The organism is Gordonia sp. UCD-TK1 (genome assembly GCF_001691435.1).
In the GTDB taxonomy this organism is placed as follows: Bacteria; Actinomycetota; Actinomycetes; order Mycobacteriales; family Mycobacteriaceae; genus Gordonia; species Gordonia hongkongensis.
The window spans coordinates 23,910-40,379 of sequence record NZ_LZMP01000010.1 but is presented as its reverse complement, the minus strand read 5'-3'; the positions used below and the strand labels follow the sequence as shown (position 1 = coordinate 40,379).

At 70.0% G+C, this 16,470-nt stretch carries 15 protein-coding genes and 1 riboswitch; of the genes, 6 read left to right on the top strand and 9 right to left on the bottom strand.

Annotation, left to right across the window (positions count from 1 at the left end; all coding sequences use genetic code 11):
• Positions 1-11: 11 nt before the first annotated feature.
• From A9310_RS07575 to A9310_RS07550, 6 genes are all read right to left on the bottom strand, one after another.
• Entirely contained in the window at positions 12-752 is a 741-nt protein-coding gene (locus A9310_RS07575) for a DUF4191 domain-containing protein (RefSeq protein ID WP_058253111.1), read from the bottom strand.
• 77 nt (positions 753-829) lie between these two features.
• The gene (gene lipA / locus A9310_RS07570; RefSeq protein WP_065630059.1) at positions 830-1,918 is read right to left on the bottom strand and encodes a lipoyl synthase; all 1,089 of its coding nucleotides are present in this window, start codon (positions 1,916-1,918) and stop codon (positions 830-832) included.
• Entirely contained in the window at positions 1,915-2,634 is a 720-nt protein-coding gene (gene lipB / locus A9310_RS07565; RefSeq protein ID WP_065630058.1) for a lipoyl(octanoyl) transferase LipB, read from the bottom strand. Before lipB ends, lipA begins: the two co-directional genes overlap by 4 nt.
• Positions 2,627-3,526 (bottom strand): TIGR01777 family oxidoreductase, encoded by a 900-nt coding sequence (locus tag A9310_RS07560; protein WP_058253108.1) that lies wholly within the window; start codon positions 3,524-3,526, stop codon positions 2,627-2,629. Before A9310_RS07560 ends, lipB begins: the two co-directional genes overlap by 8 nt.
• A gap of 37 nt (positions 3,527-3,563) precedes the next feature.
• A complete protein-coding gene (gene sucB / locus A9310_RS07555; protein WP_065630057.1) occupies positions 3,564-5,378 on the bottom strand; it encodes a 2-oxoglutarate dehydrogenase, E2 component, dihydrolipoamide succinyltransferase in 1,815 nt (604 codons plus the stop codon).
• Positions 5,379-5,620: 242 nt separating this feature from the next.
• A complete protein-coding gene (locus tag A9310_RS07550; protein WP_065630056.1) occupies positions 5,621-7,168 on the bottom strand; it encodes a leucyl aminopeptidase in 1,548 nt (515 codons plus the stop codon).
• A gap of 109 nt (positions 7,169-7,277) precedes the next feature.
• Here A9310_RS07550 and gcvT point away from each other — a divergent pair, with 109 nt between their 5' ends.
• A complete protein-coding gene (gene gcvT, locus A9310_RS07545) occupies positions 7,278-8,387 on the top strand; it encodes a glycine cleavage system aminomethyltransferase GcvT (protein ID WP_065630099.1) in 1,110 nt (369 codons plus the stop codon).
• 91 nt (positions 8,388-8,478) lie between these two features.
• On the top strand, positions 8,479-9,585 hold the full coding sequence (locus A9310_RS07540) for a branched-chain amino acid aminotransferase (protein WP_065630098.1): 1,107 nt from the start codon (positions 8,479-8,481) through the stop codon (positions 9,583-9,585).
• A 16-nt stretch (positions 9,586-9,601) separates the two neighbouring features.
• Here A9310_RS07540 and A9310_RS07535 read toward each other — a convergent pair whose 3' ends face one another.
• From A9310_RS07535 to A9310_RS07525, 3 genes are read right to left on the bottom strand one after another with little or no spacing between them, the layout of a single operon-like run.
• On the bottom strand, positions 9,602-10,399 hold the full coding sequence (locus A9310_RS07535; RefSeq protein ID WP_065630055.1) for an adenosylcobinamide-GDP ribazoletransferase: 798 nt from the start codon (positions 10,397-10,399) through the stop codon (positions 9,602-9,604).
• A 17-nt stretch (positions 10,400-10,416) separates the two neighbouring features.
• Positions 10,417-12,276 carry a nicotinate-nucleotide--dimethylbenzimidazole phosphoribosyltransferase gene (gene cobT / locus A9310_RS07530; protein ID WP_065630054.1) on the bottom strand — a complete coding sequence of 620 codons (1,860 nt, stop codon included), beginning with the start codon at positions 12,274-12,276 and terminating at the stop codon, positions 10,417-10,419.
• A gap of 3 nt (positions 12,277-12,279) precedes the next feature.
• Positions 12,280-12,969 carry a DUF3043 domain-containing protein gene (locus tag A9310_RS07525; RefSeq protein ID WP_065630053.1) on the bottom strand — a complete coding sequence of 230 codons (690 nt, stop codon included), beginning with the start codon at positions 12,967-12,969 and terminating at the stop codon, positions 12,280-12,282.
• Positions 12,970-13,194: 225 nt separating this feature from the next.
• Between A9310_RS07525 and A9310_RS07520 the strand changes: the two genes are divergently transcribed.
• The 4 genes from A9310_RS07520 (at position 13,195) to A9310_RS07505 (ending at position 16,463) form a co-directional block, all read left to right on the top strand.
• Positions 13,195-14,277, top strand: coding sequence for a glycerate kinase (locus A9310_RS07520; RefSeq protein ID WP_065630097.1), 1,083 nt, complete (start codon positions 13,195-13,197; stop codon positions 14,275-14,277).
• A 216-nt stretch (positions 14,278-14,493) separates the two neighbouring features.
• Positions 14,494-14,853 (top strand): iron-sulfur cluster assembly accessory protein, encoded by a 360-nt coding sequence (locus tag A9310_RS07515; protein ID WP_058253100.1) that lies wholly within the window; start codon positions 14,494-14,496, stop codon positions 14,851-14,853.
• Positions 14,854-15,029: 176 nt separating this feature from the next.
• Positions 15,030-16,007, top strand: coding sequence for a carbohydrate kinase family protein (locus tag A9310_RS07510; protein ID WP_189340143.1), 978 nt, complete (start codon positions 15,030-15,032; stop codon positions 16,005-16,007).
• A gap of 65 nt (positions 16,008-16,072) precedes the next feature.
• A riboswitch (guanidine-III (ykkC-III) riboswitch) is annotated at positions 16,073-16,139 on the top strand.
• 9 nt (positions 16,140-16,148) lie between these two features.
• Positions 16,149-16,463 (top strand): multidrug efflux SMR transporter, encoded by a 315-nt coding sequence (locus A9310_RS07505; RefSeq protein ID WP_065630052.1) that lies wholly within the window; start codon positions 16,149-16,151, stop codon positions 16,461-16,463.
• The last annotated feature ends 7 nt before the right edge of the window (positions 16,464-16,470 follow it).

Below are 16,470 nucleotides of genomic sequence, written 5' to 3'. Positions count from 1 at the left end.
GGGCGGAAGCGTCAGCCGCGGCGGCGCGCCGTGCGCTGCATGCTGCGCATCTTGGCGTTCGCGGGCAGGGGACCCTTCGGCATGCCGGGGCCGGGGGCCTTGCTGCCGAGGGCGGACAGCCGGCCCTCCAGGGTCTCCATCCGCTTACGGTCGATGTTGCTGGGCAGCTTGTTGAGGTGCCGCTCGAGCTTCGACAGCGGGACCTGGCCGTCGTCGTTGCCGACCATGATCTCGTAGATCGGGGTGTCGCCGACGACCCGCGCGACCTTCTTCTTCTCCTGGCCGAGCAGCGACTTGATGCGGGTCGGGGAGCCCTCGGCGACCAGGATGATGCCCGGCTTGCCGATGACGCGGTGCACGGCGTCGAGCTGGGAGGTGCCGGCCACGGCCTGCTTGACCCGCCATTGCCCGCGCATGTTGCCCAGGGCCCATCCGGCGGCGCCGGGCTGTCCCTCGGCCTTGGTGTACACGTTCTTCTGGACGCGGCGGCCGAACAGGATGAAGGCGCCGAGGATGCCCAGCACCACGCCGAGCGGGATCAGCAGCCACGGCGAACCGAGGACGAATCCGAGAGCGGTGAAGACCGCGATCGACAGGACGATGACACCCACCATGTAGGGGATGAGTCGTTTGTCTTCCTTGCGCTGCATCTGGAAGGCCTGCCAGAGCTGCTGGCGCCGTTCCTTCGATGCGGCCTTACGGGCCTTCTTCTTCTCGGCCTTGACCTCTTTGCTCACCTGCGCCTTTGCCATGAGGCCAGTTTACGTCCGTGGATCGAGCGATCGGGGCATCGGGTGACCGTCCGAAAAGTCAGCGGACGCGCGCGGCGTCAGCGGGCGAGGCGTGCCATCAGGCTGGAGGCCTCCTGGCTGGCGGATCCCTCGGCTGCCAGGTGTGCGAGAGCCGGTGAGATCTCGCGGCCGTGATGGGCCATCGCCTGCGCGTACAGGCGGCCCGCCCGGTACGACGACCGCACCAGCGGACCCGCCATGACGCCGGCGAACCCGACCTCTTCGGCGAACTCGGAGTGATCGACGAACTCCTCGGGCTTGACCCACCGCTCGACCGGATGATGCCGCTGCGAGGGACGCAGGTACTGCGTGATGGTCAGGATGTCGCAGCCCGCCTCATGTAGATCCACGATCGCCGACTGCACCTCCTGCGGGGTCTCGCCCATCCCGAGGATGAGGTTCGACTTCGTCACCAGGCCGAAATCACGTGCGGCGGTGAGGACTTCGAGGGACCGCTCGTAGCGGAAGGCCGGGCGGATGCGCTTGAAGATGCGCGGCACGGTCTCGAGGTTGTGCGCCAGTACCTCGGGCCGGGCATCGAAGACCTCGGCCAGCAGGTCGGGCTTGGCGTGGAAGTCCGGGATGAGGTTCTCCACACCGGTACCGGGGTTGAGGCGGTGGATCGCGCGGACGGTCTCGGCGTAGAGCCAGGCACCCTCGTCGGGCAGGTCGTCGCGGGCGACGCCGGTGATCGTCGAGTAGCGCAGGCCCATCGCCTGGACGCTCTCGGCGACACGACGCGGTTCGTCGCGGTCGAGTTCGGCGGGCTTGCCGGTGTCGATCTGGCAGAAGTCGCAGCGCCGGGTGCACTGCTCGCCGCCGATGAGGAACGTCGCCTCGCGGTCTTCCCAGCATTCGTAGATGTTGGGGCAGCCGGCCTCTTCGCAGACGGTGTGCAGACCCTCGCGCTTGACCAGGCCCTTGAGTTCGGTGAACTCCGGGCCCATCGTCGCGCGGGTGCGGATCCACTCCGGCTTGCGCTCGATGGGGGTCTGCGCGTTGCGCACCTCGAGCCGGAGCAGCTTGCGGCCCTCAGGGGCCGGGGTCGGGGTCTGTGGTGCGGATGCCGAGGCCGAGGGTGTGGCTTCGGGGGCACCGGGTCCGGGGGTGATGGGGGACGCGGTCACTGGATCGATCCTACGCTCGCAGAAGTGGATGGAGAGGACTGTGCCGACGCGACCGGGCTCGCAGTGGCGTCGAGCGCGGTGAGCACGGCATCGGCGGTGACGTCGAGCAGAGAGGCCACCGACAACGGCCGCCCCAGTTCGCGGGCCAGGGACGTGACCCCGGCGTCGGCGATCCCGCAGGGGACGATCGCCTCGAACGCCGACATGTCGGGGTCGATGTTGAGTGCGAATCCGTGCAGGGCCACGCCGCGTGCCACGCGGATACCGATCTGTCCGAGTTTGCGTTCCCCGGCGTCGTCGGTGATCCACACGCCGGAACGTCCTTCGACGCGGCCGGTGGTCACGCCGAGACCGGCGCAGACCGAGATGAGGGCCGCCTCGAGGCGACGCACGTACTCGACGACGTCGAGCGGCTCGGCGAGCTTCACGATCGGATAGCCGACGAGTTGTCCCGGTCCGTGCCAGGTGATCCGGCCGCCGCGGTCGACGTCGACGACCGGCGCGCCGTTGGTGGGCCGGTCGGCGTCCTCCGTGCGCTTGCCCGCCGTGTAAATGGACGGATGCTCAAGCAGGAGCAGCACGTCGTGATCCAGGACGCCGTCGGCGCGGTCGGTCGCCAGGCCGTGCTGCAGGTCGTAGGCCGTCTGGTAGTCGACGACGCCGAGATGGCGGACCTCGACCGGTTCGGCACTCCCGCGGATCGGCCGCTCAGTCATGACTGGTGGAACCGGTGGCGTAAGCGAGGGCCTCGTCGACACCGGGATGGGTGAAGGTGAATCCGTGATCGGTCAGCACCTTGGGTGTAACGCGCTGACTGAACAGAATCATTTCCTCGGCCATCTCGCCGCCGACCCGGCGCGCCGCGAAGGCGGGTACCTGCAGGATCGTCGGGCGGTGCACGGCCCGGCCCAGAGCCGAGGTGAACTCACCGAACGGGACGGCGCCCGGCGAACTCAGGTTCACCGGTCCGGACAGGTCGGAGTCGAGGAGGAACTCGATGGCGCGGATCTCGTCGATCAGGCTGATCCACGAGAAGTACTGCTTGCCGTCGCCGATCGGTCCGCCGAGCCCGAGCTTGAACAACGGCCGGAGTTTGCCCAGCAGGCCGCCCTGGGTGCTGAGGACCGGCGCCGTACGGAGCAGGACCAGACGCGTGTCCGCGCCGACGCCGGCGGTGGCGGCGCGCTCCCAGTCGACGACCAGGTCGGCGAGGAATCCCTCGCCGGGGCCGTCGGTCTCGACCGCGGCGTGGCCACCGGTGTTCCCGTAATAGCCCGTGGCGCTGGCACTCACGAACGTCGGGATGCCGAGATCGCGGACGGCCTCGGCGAGCAGTTCGGTGGGGGTGATCCGCGAGTCCCGGAGTTCCTGTTTGAACCGGCCGGTCCAGCGACCGTCGCCGACTCCCACGCCGCCCAGCGAGACCACCGCCTCGACGCCGTCGAGACTCTCCGGCGGGACGCCGATCGTCTCGGGATCCCAGCTGAACTCGTCATCGGCGCGTGCCTCGCGGCGGACCAGACGTGTGACCGTGTGGCCCGCCGCGCGCAGCGAGTTGACCAGGGCGTTGCCGATGAGTCCCGATGATCCGGCGACGGCGATGCGCATTCTGTGTCCTCGGTGTGCCGTCCGAAGGAGATCTGGGCTAGAGGCCCAGGTCCGCGGCGAAGGCGGCCTCTTCGAGACGCTTCTTCACCGTGGTGAGGAAGCGGCCCGCGTCGGCGCCGTCGATCAGACGGTGATCGTAGGTCAGCGGCAGGTAGGACATCGACCGCACCGCGATTGATTCCGAACCGTCCTCACCGGTGATGACGACCGGGCGCTTGACGATCGCGCCGGTGCCCAGCATCGCCGCCTGCGGCGGCACCAGGATCGGGGTGTCGAACAGCGCGCCCTGACTTCCGATGTTGGTGATGGTGAACGTGCCGCCGGCGAGCTCGTCGGGCTTGAGGCCGTTGGAGCGCGCCCGGGACGCGATGTCGGCGATGGCGCGGGCCAGACCGGCGATCGACAGGTCGTCGGCGTTGTGGATGACCGGCGACAGCAGCCCCTGCGGGGTGTCGACGGCGATGCCGAGATGCACCTTGTCGTAGTAGGTGATCTCCTTCTTGTCCTCGTCGATCGAGGCGTTGACGTTGGGATGCGCCTTCAGCGCCTCCACGACGGCCTTCGCGATGAACGGCAGGTACGTCAGGTTGACGCCCTCGGACGCCTTGAAGCTCTCCTTCGCCGCCTTGCGGAGTCCGGCGATGCGGGTCATGTCGACCTCGAAGACCTGGGTGAGCTGTGCGCTCTGCTGCAGCGACTCGCGGGTCTTCTTCGCGGTGATCTGACGGATGCGGTTGATCTTCTGCGTCGTCCCGCGCAGCTCGGCGAGCTCGGGCCGGATCTCCGGCGAGCCCGACGACGCGGCCGGCGCCGACGATGCCGCGGGCTTGGCGGCCGGGGCGGACTCCTGCGCCGGGGCCTTGGCCTCCTCGGCCGCGGCGAGCACGTCCTGCTTGCGGATGCGGCCACCGACACCGGTGCCCTTGATGGCGTTCAGGTCGATGTTGTTCTCCGCGGCGAGCTTGCGCACCAGCGGCGTCACGTACGGGGTCGACTCGACGGTCGGCGGGTCGGACTTCTCCGCGGCCTGTGCCTTGGGCTCGGGGGCCTTGGACTCCTGGGCCTTCGGCTGCGGCTTCTGCTCTTCCTCGGGGGCAGGCGCCTGCTCGGGCTCCGGCTCCGGCGCGGACTCCTGCTCGGGCTCGGGTTCCGGTTCGGGTTCGGGTTCCGGTTCGGGCTTCTTCTTCGACGGAGCCGCCGAGGCATCACCGATGACGGCGAGCTTGCCGCCGACCTCGATCACGTCGTCCTCCTGCGCGAGGATCTCGAGCAGGGTGCCGGCGACCGGCGAGGGGATCTCGGTGTCGACCTTGTCGGTGGAGACCTCGAGCAGGGGTTCGTCGGCGGCGACCTCGTCGCCGACGGCCTTCAGCCAGTTGGTGACCGTGCCCTCGGTGACCGACTCGCCGAGTTCGGGCATGAGCACGTCGGTGCCCTCGGCCGAGCCCGAGCCGGTGTCGGCGGTGGGCTTCTCGGCGGGCGCGTCCTCGTCGACGGAGGGCTCCTCGGCGGCCTGCTCGGGCTCGGGTTCGGGGGCGGCCTCGGTCGGCTCGTCGCCGCCGGCGGCGTCGGAATCGGAATCGTCCGAACCGGAGTCGTCGGAACCGGCCTCGTCGGCGTCACCGATCAGGGCGAGATCGCCGCCGACCTCGACGACGTCGTCCTCCTGCGCGATGATCTTGGTCAGCACACCCGAAGTGGGGGCGGGGATCTCGGTGTCCACCTTGTCGGTCGACACCTCGAGCAACGGCTCGTCGGCCTCGACGGTGTCGCCCTCCTCCTTCAGCCACCGGGTGACTGTCCCCTCGGTGACACTTTCACCAAGGGCGGGCATCTGGACGGAGAAGGCCATCGTTGTGAACTCCTGAACTCGACGTGGTGGTCTGTAGGTGATGCCCAGTGGTGTGTGCGCCGTGGGCACGGGGGTCGGGAGGCGGTGGAAGACCGCGCAGATGAGTGGCGGATCAGCCGCTCATCCCCGCGGCCAACCCTACCCGTACGGTGAGCCGCCGACTCGGTTCGGCTCGTACTCGTCGGTAACGATTCTCCGGCGGCCGCGGCACCGGTCTCGGCCGCGGCTCGCCGGAGGTGTTCTCAGCCGTTCGCGGCGATGTCCTCGAGCACGGCCGCGATGGTCCGGACGGGGACGCCCGTACCGCCCTTCGTCGTGTAACCCCAGGGGCCGCCGGTGTTGAAGGCGGGCCCGGCGATGTCGATGTGGGCCCACTGCACGTCCTCGGGCACGAACTCCTTCAGGAAGATGCCCGCGGCGAGCATCCCGCCCCAGCGGTGGGGGGTCACGTTCGCCAGGTCCGCGACGCGGGACTTCAGGTCTGCGCGCAGCTCGGCCGGGAGCGGCATCGCCCAGGCGTTCTCACCTACATCGGCCGACCGGGCCGCGACCCGGTCGCGGAACCCGTCGGTGCCCATGACGCCCGGTGTCCGGGTGCCGAGTGCCACCATCTGGGCGCCGGTCAGGGTCGCGGTGTCGATGAGATAGTCGGGATCGTCCTCGCAGGCCCGCACGATGGCATCGGCGAGGATCAGCCGTCCCTCGGCGTCGGTGTTGAGGACCTCGACCGTGCGGCCGCCGTACTGGGTGAGTACGTCGCCCGGGCGCTGCGCAGTCGACGACGGCATGTTCTCGGCCATGGGGACGGTGGCGATCACCGTCACGTCGACATCGAGTCGGGCGGCCAGGATCGTCGCCGCGATGACCGCGGCCGCGCCGCCCATGTCCGAGGTCATCGCGTCCATGTTGGCGGCGGGTTTGATCGAGATACCGCCGGTGTCGAAGGTGATGCCCTTGCCGACGAGCGCGACCTTCTTCGGCGACTTCTTCGCGGTGTGGGTCAGCCGGACGAGGCGCGGCAGCCGGGACGAACCCTTGCCGACGCCGATGATCCCGCCGTAACCCTGCGCCTCCAGCTGCTTGTCGTCGAGGATCTCGACCTTGAGCCCGGCCTTGCTGCCGAGGGTGCGGGCGCGGGCGGCGAACTCCTCGGGATACAGGTGGCTCGGCGGGGTGTTGACGAAGTCGCGGGCGATCGCCACCGAGTCGGCCACCGCGACCGCGCGCTCCACAGCGGCCTTGGCCTCCTTGGACTTCGATTCGACCAGCAGCGTGATGCGTTGCGGCGGAGTCTTCTTGGGCTTCGACTTGTCCGAACGGAACTCGTCGAACCGGTAGGCGCCGAGGAACAGTCCCTCGGCGGCGGCAGCCAGGTCGACGGCCGAGAGCGTGGTGGCGACCGACTCGTGACCGTCGAGTTCACGGGCGACGACGCCGGCGGCCTGCCGGACCTGGTCGGCGTCGTCGAGGTTGTCGGCATCGCCCAGGCCGACGGCGACGACGATGTCGACGGGCAGCGACTCCGGGGCCGCGGTCCGGGTGACCTCGCCGTGGGACCCGGTCGCGCCGAGGGGGGTGAGAGCGGCGGTGATGGCGGCGGCCTGGGCGTCGTCGAGGATGCCGTCGCCGATGGCGAGGGTCGGTTCGGCTGTGGGGTCGGCATTCTCGGCGTCGTCGGGGGACGAGGCGCTGATCAGGCCGATGACCAGGGCGGAGTCGTCCTTGCCGATCGAGGTGGACAGTTCGAGTTCGGGGCCGCGCGTGCGGTCGACGGTGTCGTTCTTGCTCACCTGGTCAACTCTGCCACAGCTCCGGCGGCGCCGAGTCCCAGCGGGAAGACGTGCAGACGAACGCCGCGTCCGTGCCCGGCCGGCGGGGTCGCCCGATAGCGTGGACGGCATGAGTGAACTCCTCGCCGGGCCGATCGCCGACCGTCATGCCGCACTGGGGGCCACCTTCGCCGAGTTCGGCGGCTGGAACATGCCGGTGTCGTACTCCGGCACGGTCGCCGAGCACGCCGCGGTGCGGGAGAGCGTGGGCATCTTCGACGTCAGCCACCTCGGCAAGGCACTGGTGTCCGGCGAAGGTGGGGCCGCCTTCGTCAACTCGACGCTCACCAACGACCTCGGCAAGATCGTGCCGGGCAAGGCGCAATACACGTTGTGCTGCAACGACTCCGGTGGTGTCGTCGACGACCTGATCGCCTACCTCGTCGGCGAGGACGAGGTCTTCCTGGTGCCCAATGCGGCGAACACCGCGTCCGTGGTCGACCAGCTGCAAGCGGTTGCGCCGGAAGGGATCTCGATCACCGACCAGCACCGCGACCTCGCCGTCCTCGCGGTGCAGGGGCCGAAGTCGCCCGAGATCCTTGCCGGGTTGGGACTGCCCGCCGACATGGAGTACATGGCGTTCGCCGACGCCGACCTGACGACCGCCGACGGCGTGGCACCGGTCCGCGTGTGCCGCACCGGATACACCGGTGAACGCGGGTACGAGATCGTGCCGCGGTGGGACGATGCGGGTGCGGTGTTCGACGTCCTGCTGGAGGCGATCGCGGCGGCCGGCGGGTTGCCTGCGGGCCTGGGCGCGCGGGACACCCTGCGCACCGAGATGGGATATGCGCTGCACGGCCACGAGCTGGGGCCCGACATCTCGCCGGTGCAGGCGCGGTCGAGTTGGGCGGTCGGCTGGGACAAGCCGTCGTTCTTCGGACGCGACGCCCTACTCGCCGAGAAGGAGGCCGGACCGACGCGTCGTCTGTACGGGTTGCGGGCGACCGGCCGCGGGGTGCCGCGTGCGGGGTGCGTGGTCCGCCTGGCGGGGAAGGACCAGCAGATCGGCACCTGTACGTCGGGGACGTTCTCGCCCACCCTCAAACAGGGCATCGCACTGGCGCTGCTCGATACGGCGTCCGGGGTGCGAAAAGGCGACGAGGTCGTCGTCGACGTCCGCGGGCGGGACCTGGCGTGCGAGGTCGTGATCCCGCCGTTCGTGCCGTCGCACGTGTGACCTGCGGGCCCTCGCGCGACGTCCCACGCAGCCCCGGGGGTCAGCCGACCGGGCCGGGAAATGCTTTTGTGCCCGGCGGTACGATGGCGTGATGACCTTGGAGTTCAACCGTACCGAGCATCCGCACCCGGTGTCTGAGGGCCGGCGCGCGGAGATCCTGTCCGCCCCCGGATTCGGGCGCCACTTCACCGACAACATGGTGATGATCGATTACGACGCAGGGGTGGGTTGGCACAACGCCACGGTGAAGCCGTACGGTCCGATCGCCCTCGACCCCGCGGCCACGGTTCTGCACTACGGCCAAGAGGTGTTCGAGGGGCTCAAGGCCTATCGGCAGCCGGACGGTTCGATCGCCGCGTTCCGCCCCGAGGCGAACGCCGCGCGTCTCCAGCGCAGCGCGGAGCGGCTCGCGATGCCCGCGCTGCCGGTCGAGGATTTCATCGCCTCGCTCAAGGCCCTGCTCGAGGCCGACAACGAGTGGGTGCCCGCCGCTGGTGGCGAAGAGGCGCTCTACCTCCGGCCGTTCATGTTCGCGTCGCAGGCCAGCCTCGGCGTCAACGCCCCGTCCTCCAGCTACATCTACTCGGTCATCGCCTCGCCGGCGGGCGCCTACTTCGCCGGTGGGATCAAGCCGGTGAGTGTCWGGCTGTCCACCGAGTATGTCCGCGCGGCACCGGGCGGCACCGGATTCGCCAAGTGCGGTGGCAACTATGCCGCCGCGTTCCTCGCCCAGCGGCAGGCCACCGAGCAGGGGTGCGACCAGGTCGTGTGGCTCGACGCGATCGAACGCCGCTTCATCGAGGAGATGGGCGGCATGAATCTGTTCTTCGTGTTCGGCTCGGGCGCCGACGCCCGGCTGGTGACCCCCGAGTTGTCGGGCTCACTGCTGCCCGGCATCACCCGTTCGTCGCTGCTGACGCTGGCCACCGATGCCGGCTTCGAGGTCGAGGAACGCAAGATCACCACCGAGGAGCTGCGCAAGGGCGTGGCGTCGGGCGACATCACCGAGGTGTTCGCCTGTGGCACCGCCGCGGTCATCACCCCGGTCGGTCGGGTCAAGGGTGAGGGCGAGGACTACACCATCAACAACGGTGAGACCGGTGAGGTGACGCAGGCGTTGCGTGACACCCTGACCGGCATCCAGCGCGGCACCTTCGCCGACACCCACGGGTGGATGACGGAGCTCTACCGCCGCTGAGCGGCGCCACGACGCCTCAGAGCAGGAGGCCGACGACACCGATCGCGACCCCGAGTTCGATGGTCGCGCCCAGCACGTCGCCGGTCATCCCACCCATCCGGCGAGCGCAGTGCCTCGTGAACCACCACGCGAAGGCGGTCACGGCCAGCACGATCGCACACCCCTGGACGACGGCGGCCACCTCGACGTGGCCGCCGTCGAATCCGTTGGCGGACAGTCCGAGCGGCACGGTTGCGAGCAGGGCCACCACGAACCACGCGGCGACCGAGGTGCGCTGGGTCCCCGCGACCAGGGCGCCGAAACCGTTGTGGTGGGCCGGTTCCAGGGACCGCCGGGTGCCGACGACTGCGCCGAACCGCCCGAGGGCGATCGCGAAAGCGAGGTCGTACCAACGAGACCCGTTCGCGAGCGCGGCGAACCCGGTCGACTGCACGGCCAGCGTGAGGACAAGCGTCGCGACGCCGAACGGTCCGACGGTGCCGCTGCGCATGACCTCGGTGACACGATCGGGCGGCCCGTAGCACCCGAGTCCGTCCGCGGTGTCGGCGAGCCCGTCGAGGTGCATGCCCCGGGTGGCGACGCCGAGCAGCACAACGATCAGCACGCCCGCCGTGACCGCCGGGAGATCGGTCTGCGCGAGGCCGAAAGCCAGTCCCGCCGACGCCGCGCCCAGGGCGGCGCCGATCGCCGGGACCGACGCCATGACCGCCGCTCCCAGCTCCCGGTCGGGTGCGGAAGCGCCTGCGTGACCACCGACGGGTACCACCGTGAGCCAGCTGAACGCGGTTCGCAGCGCCCGGATCGGCGAGATCATCTCGGATCGGTTCGGCGTCAGGTCGTCTCGACGGTGGCGTGCTCGGCCTCCCGGTCGGACACCCCCGCCTCGTCGAAGGTGGCCATCGAGCCGAGCAGGTCGGCGGCGGATTGCACGATCGGCAGTGCCAGGACGGCACCGCTGCCTTCGCCCAGGCGCATCGAGAGGTCCAGCACCGGAACGAGATCGAGGTGGTCGAGCGCGATCTGATGGGCGGGTTCGACCGATCGGTGTCCGGCGATCCACCAGCGCATCGCGCCCGGTGCGAGTTCGTTGGCGACCATCGCCGCGGCGGTGATCACCACGCCGTCGAGAATGACCGGCGTCCGACGCAGTGCCGCTTGGGCGAGGAAGCCGACGGTGGCGGCGAGATCGGCGCCGCCGACGGCGGCGAGCAGCGCGAGGGGGTCGTGGATGACCTTGCGCGCGCGACGCATTCCGTCTCGGATCGCGGCCGTCTTCCGCATCCATCCGGCGTCGTCGACGCCGGTGCCGCGGCCGACGATCTCGACCGGCTCGCGCCGGGTCAGCGCGCCAATGAGGACGGTCGCCGGGGTGGTGTTGCCGATGCCCATCTCGCCGGCGATGAGCAGGTCGGTGCCCGAGTCGACGAGGTCGTCGGCGATGGCGCGGCCGGCGGCCAGCGCCTCGCGTGCCTCGGCGAGGCTGATGGTGTCGGTGGTGCGGAGGTCTTCGCTGCTGCGACGGACCTTGTACCGCGACAGTTCCGGCGGGGTGTCGGCGTCGACGGACATGTCGACGACCTTCACCGCGGCGCCGACACGGCCCGCCATCACGTTCACCGCGGCACCGCCCGCGGCGATGTTGGCGACCATCTGCGCGGTCACCTCGGGCGGGAACGCCGACACCCCGCCGCGTGCGACTCCGTGATCGCCGGCGAAGACGACGACGGTGGGGGAGATGAGTGGCGCGGGCGGACACTGCCCCTGGCATGCGGCGATCCAGACGCCGATCTCCTCGACGCGGCCCAGCGACCCCGGCGGCTTGGTGAGTACCGCCTGCCGTTTCCGCGCGTCCTGCGCGACCGCCTCGTCCGGCGGCGCGATCGGTGCGAACACCTCGGCATCCGTGGGGTCGGGCCGGGGCCGTTCCGAGACACCCACGCCCGCAACAGGTTCGGGTGCTGAGCCGAAAGTGGTTGCCACAGCGGCCGCCGTGCTCGGCGGCGCCATGGGCGCGTCGTCGGAGGCGGGCGGAGTCGTCGTCGGGGTGTCCGATGCCGGGGTGTCCGATGCCGGGGTGGCCGAAACCGGGGCGTCCGACGCCGGGTCCGCGCCGGCTGTTGAATGCGGGATTCCGGACTCGTCGGCGGGTGCTCCGGCGGGGAGGTGCAGGACCCGGCCGGCGACGACGAGATCGACACGCTCGCACACCTCGGCGACCCGGACGTTGAGAGTCCCGAGCAAGTCCTGGAACACCCGGCCGGCGGGGGTGGGCGGTACGAGCGAGAGGCCGGCTTCCGGGCTGATGATCACCACGTCGGCCGACATCGCGCGCAGGGCATCGCAGAGGTCGTCGATCCGGCCGTCCAGGTCGATCTCCGAACCCGAGGTCCATCCGTGGACGGCGTCGATCTGCGCGGTGAGCCAGTTGCCCAGGTCGTCGACGAGGGCCGGGATGTCGGGCGCGGCGCGCAGGGCCTGGCCGAGATCGGTCGTCTCGATCGTCGTGTACCGGTCGTCGCGGCGTTCGCGATGGAGCCGGACACGATCCATCCACTCCCCGTCGGAGGACGTCAGCGGGCCCGTGGCCAGGTAGCGGATCTGACGGTGGCCGTCGAGCAACGACTCTCCGTGCGCGGACTTACCCGAGCGCACGCCGCCGAGGACGAGGGTGCGCACTGCGCGATCGGTCATCGATCAGACTTCGTCGCCCGGCGAGACCATCGGCTTGGGGGCGCGCATCTTGCGCAGCTGCATCGCGCGCGTGAACGCGTACCAGCCCAGCTTGAAACCGCCGTCGCTGGACTCGGGGAAACGTTCGGCGACCCGCCGGTTGACCATGCGGCCCAGGATCACACCGTCGGCCGCCATCAGCACGACGAAGGCGACCAGGATCAGGTTGGTCAGCGCCGCTGCCTGCGGGACCAGGAACATCAACACGATCAGCAGGATCGCGAACGGCATGAACAGCCCGGCGAAGTTGCGTCGGGCGTCGACGATGTCGCGGGTGTAGCGCCGCGAGGCGCCCTTGTCGCGCGGCATCAGGTAGGCCTCGTCGCCGGCCATCATCCGTTCGCGCTGCTGGAGCCGCTTCTCGCGGCGTTCGGCGGAGAGTGCGCGCTTCTCCTCTTTGGAGAGCGTGGACTTCAGTTCCTTCTTGCGGGCGCGCGCCTCGGCGCGGTTCGTCGGGGGCGGTGCGACGGGACCGCGTCGCTTGTTCTCGGCCTGTCGGCGAGACGGCGTCGGACGACCCTTGCCCGGGGTGAACTTGCTGCCCTTGGTGGAGGGCGCGACGTCGGTGCCGGACTCGTCGTCGGCGGTGTAGGTGGAGACCGAGCTGTCGCCGGAATCCGCCTGGGTGTCGTCCTTCTTCCATGGCAGCTTCACGCTGTAGAGCCTAGGTGATCGATGTTGCGAGACAAACGCGTGGTCGTCGCTTTCGGGTGGTCACCCGGCGTACTCGGCATCCGCGGCGTCGCGCGCTGGCTCGCCGATCCGCCCTGCGTCGATGTCGCGCTGCCGGGTCGGGTTCGGCCACTTACACTCCGTGCTCATGACCGGGAACGGCGCGAAGCGCGGTGGAGCACCTACGGGGCCGACGGCGGGATCCCGGTGCGGATCCTGATCGCGCCGGATTCGTTCGGTGACACCATGTCCGCAGTGGTCGCCGCGCGGGCGATCGCCCGGGGGTGGCGTGCGGCACGGGATGGGGACGAGCTCGTCGTGGCTCCGCAGTCGGATGGCGGACCCGGCTTCGTCGACGTGCTCGCCTCGCGGTTCGGGACCGTGATCGCCGAACCGGTGTCCGGTCCGCTCGGGGCGGGGGTCATCGCGCGATGGCTTCTCGACGACGCGTCGACCGCATACATCGAGTGCGCCCAGGCGTGCGGTCTGCACCAGCTGGGCGGGACGCCGACGCCGCGGACGGCGACGGCAGCCGATACCCGCGGAGTCGGCGAGCTCGTCGCGGCGGCGCTGGCGCGCGGGGCCGAGCGGATCGTGGTCGGGCTCGGCGGCAGTGCGACCACCGATGGCGGCGCCGGCCTCGTGGAAGCCCTCGGCGGCGGCGACCGCGCCCGGGAGCGACTCCGGGGTGTGGATCTGGTGGTGGCGTCCGATGTGGAGAACCCGCTGCTCGGGCCGTCGGGAGCCGCCGCCGTCTTCGGTCCGCAGAAGGGCGCCGATCCGGAGACGGTCGAACTGCTCGAGACGCGCCTCGCCCACTGGGCACAGGTGTTGAGTGCGCTCGCCGACCGGGATGTCGCCGATGAGCCCGGCGCCGGCGCCGCGGGCGGGCTGGGTGCGGCGCTACTCGCACTCGGCGGTACCCGGGTGTCCGGTGCCACCGTCGTCGCGGAGGCGACCGGGCTGGCGGCCGAGGTGGCCGCGGCCGATCTCGTGGTCACCGGAGAGGGGAAGTTCGACGCCCAGACGCTCCGGGGCAAGGTGGTCGCCGCACTTCACGAGGCTGCCTCGACGATCGGCGCCCGGGGCGCGGGTGCGCCGACGATCGTCCTCGCGGGGCAGGTCGCACTGGGCCCCGACGAGATCCGAGCGGCCGGTGTCGCGGCCGCGTACGCGATCGTCGACATCGCCGGATCGGTCGAGGTCGCGATGAACGATGCGGAGAACCAGCTCGTCGCGCTCGCGACGTCGGTCGCATCCGACTTCCGGGCGGCGGACGGTCCGGGCTGACCTCGGCGTCGCGCCGTGCCGCCGAATCGGGTGCCGACCTCCCGGAAACGCCCGTCCGACTGGACGGGAATACCACGGGGAGGAGTACGGTTGTACGCACGGGCACACCGGTCGACCTCCCGGCAAGCGGGTGAATCCCGAACGACCGTGAGGGCACACCCCAACCACGGCATCGGGCCACGATGCACCGGGACCACACCACTTACAGGAGCATCCATGACCGTGCAGAACGAAACGGGCACAGCCACGAGCACCGGCGTCATCCTCAGCGACGCAGCCGCGTCGAAGGCCAAAGCGCTGCTCGACCAGGAGGGCCGCGACGACCTCGCGCTGCGTATCGCCGTACAGCCGGGTGGTTGCGCGGGCCTGCGATACCAGCTCTTCTTCGACGACCGCACTCTCGACGGCGACATCACCACCGATTTCGGTGGCGTCACCCTCGCCGTCGACCGCATGAGCGCCCCCTACGTGCAGGGTGCCACCATCGACTTCGTCGACACCATCGAGAAGCAGGGCTTCACCATCGACAACCCGAACGCCACCGGCAGTTGCGCCTGCGGCGATTCGTTCAACTGACGCCGTACACGTCAGCAATTTTCCGGTACCGGCCGCATCCCACTTGGGGTGCGGCCGGTGTCGTTTGCCGATGAGTGAGTAGCGTGGACACCTGTCTGCGTCATCACCTGTCCGGGTGAGGTGACCACCTGCTGGGTACATCCGTCGGGCAACCAATCGAAGGGTCGAGATCTCCAGTGGCAATCGTTGTGTGTGGGTCCATCGCAACCGACCATCTGATGAAGTTCCCGGGCAAGTTCTCCGAGCAGCTGCTCGGAGACCACCTCGAACACATCTCCCTCAGCTTCCTCGTGGAGGATCTCGTCGTGCGGCGCGGCGGTGTCGGCGGCAACATCTGCTACGCGATGGGTCAGCTCGGCGGTGCGCCCGTTCTGGTCGGCGCGGTCGGGTCCGACTTCCACGACTACCGCCAGTGGCTCGAAGCCAACGGGGTCGACTGCCGCGGCGTGCGGGTCTCGGAGACCCACCACACCGCCCGGTTCATGTGCACCACCGACGAGACGATGGCCCAGCTCGCCACGTTCTACGCCGGCGCGATGAGCGAGAGCCGCGAGATCGTGCTGTCCGAGGTCATCGCCGAGGTCGGGACGCCCGACCTCGTCCTCATCGGGGCCGACGATCCGGCCGGGATGATCCGCCACACCGAAGAGTGCCGGGCCGCCGGTATCCCGTTCGCGGCGGACCCGTCGCAGCAGCTGGCCCGCCTCGACGGGGAGCAGACCCGCACGCTCATCGACGGCGCCGCCTACCTGTTCACCAACGAGTACGAGTGGGGACTCCTGCGTCAGAAGGCCGGATTGTCCGAGGCGCAGGTCGCGGAGATGGTCGGCGTGCGCGTCACCACGCTCGGCAAGGACGGCGTCGAGATCGTCGACCGCGACGGCACGCGCATCCACGTCCCCGTCGTTCCGGAGACGGAGAAGGTCGACCCCACCGGTGTCGGCGACGGGTTCCGCGCCGGGTTCCTGTCCGCGCTGGCGCGCGGACTCGACTTCGAGCGGGCCGCACAGGTCGGCTCGATGGTCGCGGTGCTCGTGCTGGAGACCGTCTCGACACAGGACTGGGCCTGGGACCCGGACTCGGCCCTGGCTCGGATCGAAGGCGCCTACGGCGCCGAGGCCGCCGCGGAGATCAAGGCGGCGTTCGCCGGCTGAGTCCGGTTCCCCGGGGTGGTGACGCGTCTGACGTTGCCACCCCCGCCCCGGCGTGAGACGTTGGAACGGAGTCCCGATCGAGGACTCCCGGACGAGGGGTGCTGTACCCGGTGTGCGACAAGACGGCCCGGAGGGAGCGTCATGTCGTGGATCGTTCTGATCGTGTCCGGTGTCCTGGAAGCCGTGTGGGCAACCGCGCTGGGCAAGTCGGAGGGTTTCAGCAAGCTGGGTCCGACGGCCGTGTTCGGGGTCGCGCTGGTCGCCAGCATGGTCGGACTGGCGTATGCGATGCGCGATCTGCCGGTCGGGACCGCCTATGCGGTATGGGTCGGTATCGGCGCGGTGCTGACCATCGTCTATGCGATGGCCACCGGCGAGGAACCGGTTTCGCTGCTCAAGACGCTGTTCCTGGTGATGATCGTCGGCGGGGTCATCGGTCTCAAGCTCGCGCACTGACGCCGTC

Coding starts and splice junctions, on each gene's coding strand:
- A9310_RS07535 (WP_065630055.1), bottom strand. CDS start 10,399: ATGATCTCGCCGATCCGGGCGCTGCGAACCGCGTTCAGCTGGCTCACG.
- gcvT (WP_065630099.1), top strand. CDS start 7,278: ATGAGTGAACTCCTCGCCGGGCCGATCGCCGACCGTCATGCCGCACTG.
- A9310_RS07575 (WP_058253111.1), bottom strand. CDS start 752: ATGGCAAAGGCGCAGGTGAGCAAAGAGGTCAAGGCCGAGAAGAAGAAG.
- cobT (WP_065630054.1), bottom strand. CDS start 12,276: ATGACCGATCGCGCAGTGCGCACCCTCGTCCTCGGCGGCGTGCGCTCG.
- lipB (WP_065630058.1), bottom strand. CDS start 2,634: ATGACTGAGCGGCCGATCCGCGGGAGTGCCGAACCGGTCGAGGTCCGC.
- sucB (WP_065630057.1), bottom strand. CDS start 5,378: ATGGCCTTCTCCGTCCAGATGCCCGCCCTTGGTGAAAGTGTCACCGAG.
- A9310_RS07515 (WP_058253100.1), top strand. CDS start 14,494: ATGACCGTGCAGAACGAAACGGGCACAGCCACGAGCACCGGCGTCATC.
- A9310_RS07505 (WP_065630052.1), top strand. CDS start 16,149: ATGTCGTGGATCGTTCTGATCGTGTCCGGTGTCCTGGAAGCCGTGTGG.
- A9310_RS07560 (WP_058253108.1), bottom strand. CDS start 3,526: ATGCGCATCGCCGTCGCCGGATCATCGGGACTCATCGGCAACGCCCTG.